The organism is Bradyrhizobium sp. UFLA05-153, from assembly GCF_054185185.1.
Genome location: NZ_JBBIAM010000111.1, coordinates 24,414 through 31,670, shown reverse-complemented (window position 1 = coordinate 31,670; position 7,257 = coordinate 24,414). Strand labels below are relative to the sequence as shown.

The window sequence follows — 7,257 nt, the reverse complement described above, 5'->3', positions numbered from 1 at the left end:
AGAGCCGGATGCTCGAATCGGGCTTGTCCGGATCTGCGCGGGGGGTGTCCAGCAATGGGCATCCCTACCGCGAACCAGGGCCCTTTTCGGGCATGGTGCCATGTCCGACTTGAGTCCGATATGCGCACGAAAGCAGACGTCTAGCCGCGCCCTTCAAATTTATGGGGTCGCGCCCTACGCCGTAGGCGTGGTCCGGAAAGGTGCGCAGCGGTTTTCTCTCGCGACGTCGTCCCAAATCAGTGTTTTGTCGGACGCCGCCAACCTTCCACCAGCGTAATTGTGCCAGCAGCCACCACTGCAATAACGACGACAGTGGCGAGGGCCTCGATCGAGGCCAAGGTCTCGTACCATTTATTCCAAAGCTCAAGCATGCGCTGGCCTTTATCGAGAGCGCACCCACGATCGGTAAGATCCGCTCTCAAAAGGACGAGCCTTTGCGACAAAAAACAATGCCACCTATCGTCGCGCGGGTTTTGACCGCGCGGCAACATGACCTAAGCGCCATCGATACGCAGGCCGCTATCTCGGGCGCCGTGGGTTGCCGAGCTCGCAGTGCGCTACCAACTGCCGGCGGTGTCTTTCGTTCGCGATTTCGCAGATCAGGGCGGCCTGCTGAGCTATGGGTCCGACGAGGCCGATGCGTACCGGAAGGCCGCAACCTACGTCGATGAGATCCTGAAAGGTGCCAAGGCCGCCAACCTGTCCGTGCAGCAGCCGACGAAGTTCCAGCTCGCAATCAATGTGAGGACAGCGAAGGCGCTCGGCCTATGTGCCGCAATCGGAGCTCGCCCGCGCCGACGAGGTGATTGAATGAAGCACTTCACGATAAGTCGTGTGGCCAAGAGTGGGCCGAGAGTAAGTCCCGTTCTCATTGAGATCACCTGGATCGTTCTCGGCTGCTAATCTGTTCCCATAGGGCTGGTGGGCACTGTCCGTATTTAGCCCCTAGTGTCCTAAATTCATGATATTGTCTTAATGCGCCGTCTGTCCGGGAGGACACAATGGGATGGTTTGACCGGCTGTTTGGAAGGACCCCGGGGCCCACTAGCCAACTTTTTGCTAGATTTAGACGGAAATCACGGGCACCGACTGATCCTGATCTTCTGAAAATTGCAAAAGACCGAAAAGGGCATGTCTCACGGAAAGCTGTGAGAGATGAATATAATCGGCTGGTTTTGGAGAAGTACGCGCACGATAAGGCGTGATCTCTAATCTCACCTAGTGGTGCCACTGTTTGGCACCTTTTTGTGTGCCCGCCTCAGTGGGCGGCCTCTTTCTAATGTCGCTTGTAGGACCTTCGGCGAAGTCCAGCTTGGCTGCGAGGTGGCTGATCGGGGTTCGACCCACGGCGGACGTAGGCAGTTTCCTCCTACGGGCTCAGGATTCGAAGTTGTTCTAGCCGACATCATGTAATGCCTTTTTGGATCAGGCGTCAGAAAGGTGAGGGATAAGATGCGCATGCTCGCTGCTATCTTACTGTTGCCCATTGCCGCGCTCGCCGTTCAACCGGCACGAAGCGAAGGTCCGCCCGCGTGGGCCTATCCGGTCAATCCGCCCGACTTCAAACCGGTGCCCGACGACGGCAAGCCACGATCGGTACCGGACAGCCGCGCGTCCTATACGGTTCCGCAAACCCGAGATCTATTTCTGGCGCCGGTCTGGCATCCCGAAGACCACGCTGCGCTTCCCGATATCGTTGCGCACGGTAGGAAGCCCGACGTGTTCGCTTGCGGTTTTTGTCATAGGGCGAATGGTCAAGGTGGTCCGGAAAATGCTGACCTCGCCGGACTGCCAGCTACCTACATCGTTCAACAGCTGGCGGACTACAAAAGCGGAATGAGAACAACGGCGGTGCAAAATCGCGTTCCGCAAACGCTGATGATCTCGCTCGCGAAAAGCGCAACTGATTCCGAAATCGCGTCAGCGGCGGCGTATTTTTCCTCACTAAGCCCGCGCGACCGCATCCGCGTCGTGGAAACGGATGTCGTGCCGAAGACTTTCGTCGCCGGATGGTTCCTCGCCGATCTTGGTAATGGTGAGAAGGAGCCGATCGGAAGCCGTATTATCGAGGTGCCCGAAGATCTCGCGCAGTTCGAGAATCGTGATGGCCGCGCTAGGTTCATTGCCTATGTACCGCCCGGCGCGGTTAAAAAAGGAGAAGCGCTGGTCGCGAGCGGCGGCGGCAAGACGGTGTCGTGCGGCGTTTGCCATGGGCCAGCGCTGCACGGGCTCGGCCCGATCCCGCCCCTGGCGGGCCGTTCGCCGAGTTATGTCACCCGTCAGCTGTACGAGTTTCAGCACGGACAGCGGACCGGAGCATGGAGCCCATTGATGTCCAATGTCGTCACTAACTTGACCGAGGATGATCTGATTTCGATCAGCGCCTATCTGGCGTCGCTAAAACCCTAGCGCGGCCTAGCAATCAAAAGTCGCTCAGTATCGTCGGCGAAGTATCCGCCGTGTCGCGGGCATCCAATCCCGCAACGTCATGAAACAGCTGCGATGTCGCATGTTGGCCCTTTTCGGGCACGGCGCGATGACAATTCAACCTAAAGCCGCGCTTTAGGGCCTGATGGGATCAGATCGGGCTTGATCGTCCGGTACTTGCTACGATGATGCCATTATGCCCCTGATTTGCCCGACGTGTCAAATGGTTTCGTAAAATACGAAAAATCGCGCCGGGTCATCGGCTACTTTGCATGGGGTTGTTTTCGACAATTTAGTTCCCGCTGCGGGGAAAGGGAGAACGCCTAGGATTTCGCCTCCGCGGCCGGCTGCGTTACCGGAGCTTTCTTCTTCGATGCACGCCAGTTCTCAAAACGCTGCACCACCACGAAGAAGGCCGGCACGAACAGCACCGCGAGGCAGGTCGAGGCGAGCATGCCCGAGAACACGGTGATGCCGATCGACTTGCGGGCGCTGGCGCCGGCGCCGGTTGCGAGCACCAGCGGCACGACGCCGAGGATGAAGGCGAACGACGTCATCAGGATCGGCCGGAAGCGGGCGCGTGCCGCTTCGATCGCGGACTCCAGCAGCGGCTTGCCGTCGCGGACGTGCAACTCGAGGCCGACCTCGACGATCAGGATGGCGTTCTTGGCCGACAGCGCGATCAGGAGGATCAGGCCGATCTGGCAATAGAGGTTGTTGTCGATCTTGAGGCCGTTGAGCACCAGCATCGGCCCGATCAGCGACAGCGGCACCGCGAGGATCACCGAGATCGGCGCGTACCAGCTCTCATACTGGCCGCAGAGCACGAGATAGACCAGCAGCATGGCGAGGCCGAACACCCAGTAGATCTGGTTCGAGACCGCCTTCTCCTGATAGGACATCGCGGTCCATTCGAAGCCGGTGCCGGGCGGCAGCGTCTTGTCTGCGATCTCCTCCATCAATTGCAGGGATTCGCCGGAGGAGTAGCCCTGCGCGGGCAGGCCGACGATGGTCGAGGAGGGATAGAGATTGTAGAGGCTGATCAGCGACGGCCCCGTGGCCGGCGTGATCGTGGCGACGGTGCCGATCGGGATCATGTCGCCGTTCGAGTTGCGCACCTGCATGTTGGCAATGTCGCGCTCAGTGACGCGGAACGCCGGGTCGGCCTGCGTATAGACCTGGAATACACGGCCGAACTTGTTGAACTGGTTGACGTAGGACGAGCCGAGATAGGTCGACAGCGCCGAAAACACCTGGTCCGTCGTCACGTGCAGGGTCTGGGTCTTGATGCGGTCGATCTCGACGTTGAATTGCGGCACCGACGAGCGGAACGACGAGGAGACACGCTGCAGCGCGCTCTGGCTCTGGGCGTTAGAGACCATCGCGCTGGTGATCGCCTGGAGTTTTGCAAAGTCGCTGTTACCGTCGCGCAGCTCGATCTGCATCGAGAAGCCGGCCGCGTTGCCGATGCCCTGGATCGGCGGCGGCGGCAGCACCAGCGTGCGCGCCTCCATGATGGTCGCGACCCTGTCGTTCAGGCCATACACCAGCGAGCGCAGATCCTCGCCTTTGCCGCGCGCGTCCCAGTCCTTCAGGATGATGTAGGCGACGCCGGCATTTGCAAGGCTCGCGCTGTTGTCGAGCGCCGAGATGCCGGCGATGGTGATGACCTGCTGGACGCCCGGCGTGTCCTTGATGAGCTCGCTGGCCTTGTCGAGCACACTCTGGGTTCGCTCGAGCGAGGCGCCGTCGGGCAGTTGCACGGCGGCGATCAGATAGCCCTGGTCCTCGATCGGCAGGAAACCGGTCGGCACCCGTGACAGGCCGTAGCCGCCGATCACGATGAGGACCAATGCAATCGCGACCGAGACCGTGGCGTTCCTCACGAGGGTTCCGATCAGCCGGGTATAGCCGCGTTCGACGCGGTTATAGACGGCGTTGAAGCCGCGATAGAAGAAGTTGCGCTGCTCCTGCGGCACCGTCGGCCGCAGCCAGAGCGCGCACTGTGTCGGCTTCAGCGTCGCCGCGTTGATGGCGCTGAGCAGCGCAGTCGCGGCAATCACCAGCGCGAATTGCGAATAGATGCGGCCGGTGAGGCCTGCGAGGAACGACGCCGGCAGGAACACCGAGATCAGCACGAGAGTAATGCCGACGATCGGCGCGAACAGCTGGTCCATCGCCCGGATCGCGGCGTCGTGGCTGTTCATTCCCTGCTCGATATTGTGGGCGGCGCCTTCGACCACAACGATCGCGTCGTCGACCACGATGCCGATCGCGAGCACGATCGCAAACAGCGTCGACATGTTGATGGTGAAGCCGAGCGCGGCCATCGCGGCGAAGGCACCGATGATGGTCACCGGCACGGTCGTCGCCGGCACCAGCATCGCGCGCCAATCCTGCAGGAACACCAGGATCACGACCAGCACCAAGAGGCCGGCCTCGATCAATGTCATGTAGACCTCGTGCACGGAGGCCTGCACGAATTTGGTGGTGTCGAACGGCGTGTCGTATTTGATGCCTTCCGGGAATCGCTTGGCGAGCTCCGCCATCTTCCTTTCGACGGCCTGCTCGACCTGCAGCGCGTTGGCGCCGGGCGACTGGAATACGCCGATGCCGGTGGCGGGCTGCTTGTTGAGCGAGAAGATCTGGCTGTAGGTCTGCGCACCCAGCTCCACCCAGCCGACGTCGCGCACGCGCGTGACGTCGCCGCTGGTGCCGGTCTTGACGATGATGTTCTCGAACTGGGTGGGGTCGTCGAGCCGTCCGTTGACGTTGAGGGTGTACTGGAACGCCTGACCCTGCGGCGTCGGCGGCGCGCCGACCTGGCCGGCCGACACCTGCTGGCTCTGCTGCTGGATCGCGTTGATGACATCCTGCGGCACCAGATCGCGGGCCAGCAGCTTGTTGGGATCGAGCCAGACCCGCATCGAATACTGGCCGGCGCCGAACACCGTGACGTTGCCGACGCCGGGCAGGCGCGAGAGCTCGTCGCGGATGTTGATGGTGGCGTAGTTGCTCAAAAAAAGGCTGTCGAACCTGGAGTCCGGCGAGGTCAGCGTCACGAACAGGAGGATCGAGGTCGACCGCTTCTGCACGGTGACGCCCTGGTTCTGCACGGCCTGCGGCAATTGCGACAGAGCACTGGAGACGCGGTTCTGCACCAGCACCTGCGCGAAGTTGAGGTCGGTGCCGATCTTGAAGGTCACGGTCAGCGTGTAGGTGCCGTCGGAGCCGCTGTAGGACTGCATGTAGAGCATGTCCTCGACGCCGTTGACCTGTTGCTCGATCGGCAGCGCCACGGTGTCGATCACCGTCTTGGCGCTGGCGCCGGGATAGCGCGTGGTGACCTGCACCGTGGGAGGCACCACGTCGGGATATTGCGCGATCGCCAGATTGAACAGCGCGACGCCGCCGATCAGGATCATCAGGAGCGCGATGACGTTCGAGAGGACCGGCCGCTCGATGAAGAATTTTGAGATCATGGCCGGCAGCTCCTACTTGGCAGACGCCTGTGGCTGCTCGATCTTCGTCACTTGCGGGTCGATCTTCTGGCCCGGAATCACCCGCAGGAGTCCGGCGATCACCACGCGGTCGTCCGGCTTCAGGCCGCTTTCGATCACGCGCAGGCCGTTGTCCACCTGGCCGATCTGCACCTTGCGCTGCTCGACCGTGTTCTCGTTGTTGACCACCAGGAGATAGCGGCCACTCTGGTCGCTGCCGAGCGCGGTGTCGGGGACGAGCAGGGCATTCTTGTCCTGGTCGAACGGCACCCTGACTCGAACGAAGTAGCCGGGCAGCAGCACCCGTTTGTCATTGGGAATGATGCCACGCACCGCGAGCGTGCCCGTCGACGAATTGAGGGTTGGCGAGACATAGTCGAGTCGGCCCTCATGGGGATAACCCGTCTCGGTCTGCAGGCCGACCTCGACCGGCAATTGCTTGAGGTCGGCGACGGTCAGCCCGCGGCGGGCCGCTTCGGCGCGGATGCGCAGGACATCCTGCTCGTTGACCGTGAAGTTCACCCAGATCGGGTCCAGCGCGACGATGGTCGCGAGCTGGGTCGGGGAGGAGACGCCGACGAGCTCGCCGATCGAGACCAGGTGCGCACTGACGATGCCGTCGAACGGTGCGCTGACCTTGGTGTAGCCGTAATTGACCTCGGCGAGCCTCGTATTGACCTGGGCCTGCTGGAGACCGGCCTGCGCGTTGTCACGGGTGGATGTCGAAGTGTCGAGAATCGATTGCGAGACTGCCTGGCGCTGCACGAGCTCGGTCTGCCGCTTGAAATCGGCTTCGGCCTGCTTGAGCGTGGCCTGCGCCCCGACCTCGGCGGCCTGCGCCTGCTCGACCTTCAGCTTGTAGGTTTCCGGCTCGATCGTGAAGAGCTGGGTGCCCTGTTTCACGAAGCTGCCGTCCTGGTAGTCGATCGTCTGCAAGAAGCCCTGCACGCGTGCGACGAGGTCGACGCTCTTGATCGGCGCAGTGTTGCCGGTGGCCTCGACATAGCGCGTCACCGCGCGCTGCACCGGCACTGCCACGTCCACCTTGGGCGGCGGCGGCGGCGCGTAGACGTTCTTCTGCTCGCAGCCCCCAAGCGCGACGACGGCCGTCATCGCAGCGAGGAGTCGCCCGATCTGTCCTGACCGTTGATCGTGCCGTGCCGGACAAGCGAGATTCGCGCGCGTCATTGCGGTGGTCCCCGTCTGTTGTATGCCTGCGGCAGGTCGCCTCGCAATTTGATAGCAACAAACGGGGAGCCGTGGAACACCATAGCCATGGCGGCGTGATGGTCTTGCACTGCGAAGAGCGGCGCGGCATGTGACAGTTTTG

Annotated in this window: 4 protein-coding genes; 2 read left to right on the top strand and 2 right to left on the bottom strand. The window is 61.9% G+C overall.

Annotation, left to right across the window (positions count from 1 at the left end):
* Window positions 1–552: 552 nt before the first annotated feature.
* Together Q2941_RS40265 and Q2941_RS40260 are read left to right on the top strand one after the other, a co-directional pair.
* The gene (locus tag Q2941_RS40265; protein ID WP_458195956.1) at window positions 553–810 is read left to right on the top strand and encodes an ABC transporter substrate binding protein; all 258 of its coding nucleotides are present in this window, start codon (window positions 553–555) and stop codon (window positions 808–810) included.
* Window positions 811–1,458: 648 nt separating this feature from the next.
* Complete coding sequence (locus tag Q2941_RS40260; protein WP_458195955.1) at window positions 1,459–2,409, top strand: c-type cytochrome; 951 nt, start codon at window positions 1,459–1,461, stop codon at window positions 2,407–2,409.
* Between the two features lie 341 nt (window positions 2,410–2,750).
* On the opposite strand, the gene Q2941_RS40255 is transcribed toward Q2941_RS40260, so the two are convergent.
* Both Q2941_RS40255 and Q2941_RS40250 read right to left on the bottom strand, forming a co-directional pair.
* On the bottom strand, window positions 2,751–5,909 hold the full coding sequence (locus Q2941_RS40255) for an efflux RND transporter permease subunit (protein ID WP_458195953.1): 3,159 nt from the start codon (window positions 5,907–5,909) through the stop codon (window positions 2,751–2,753).
* Window positions 5,910–5,921: 12 nt separating this feature from the next.
* Window positions 5,922–7,115: an efflux RND transporter periplasmic adaptor subunit gene (locus tag Q2941_RS40250; protein WP_254111138.1), complete on the bottom strand. Its 1,194-nt coding sequence runs from the start codon at window positions 7,113–7,115 to the stop codon at window positions 5,922–5,924.
* Window positions 7,116–7,257: the final 142 nt, after the last annotated feature.

Bases quoted from the DNA above. Each gene is read 5' to 3' on its own strand.
- Q2941_RS40260 (WP_458195955.1), top strand. From the start codon at position 1,459: ATGCTCGCTGCTATCTTACTGTTGCCCATTGCCGCGCTCGCCGTTCAA.
- Q2941_RS40255 (WP_458195953.1), bottom strand. From the start codon at position 5,909: ATGATCTCAAAATTCTTCATCGAGCGGCCGGTCCTCTCGAACGTCATC.
- Q2941_RS40250 (WP_254111138.1), bottom strand. From the start codon at position 7,115: ATGACGCGCGCGAATCTCGCTTGTCCGGCACGGCACGATCAACGGTCA.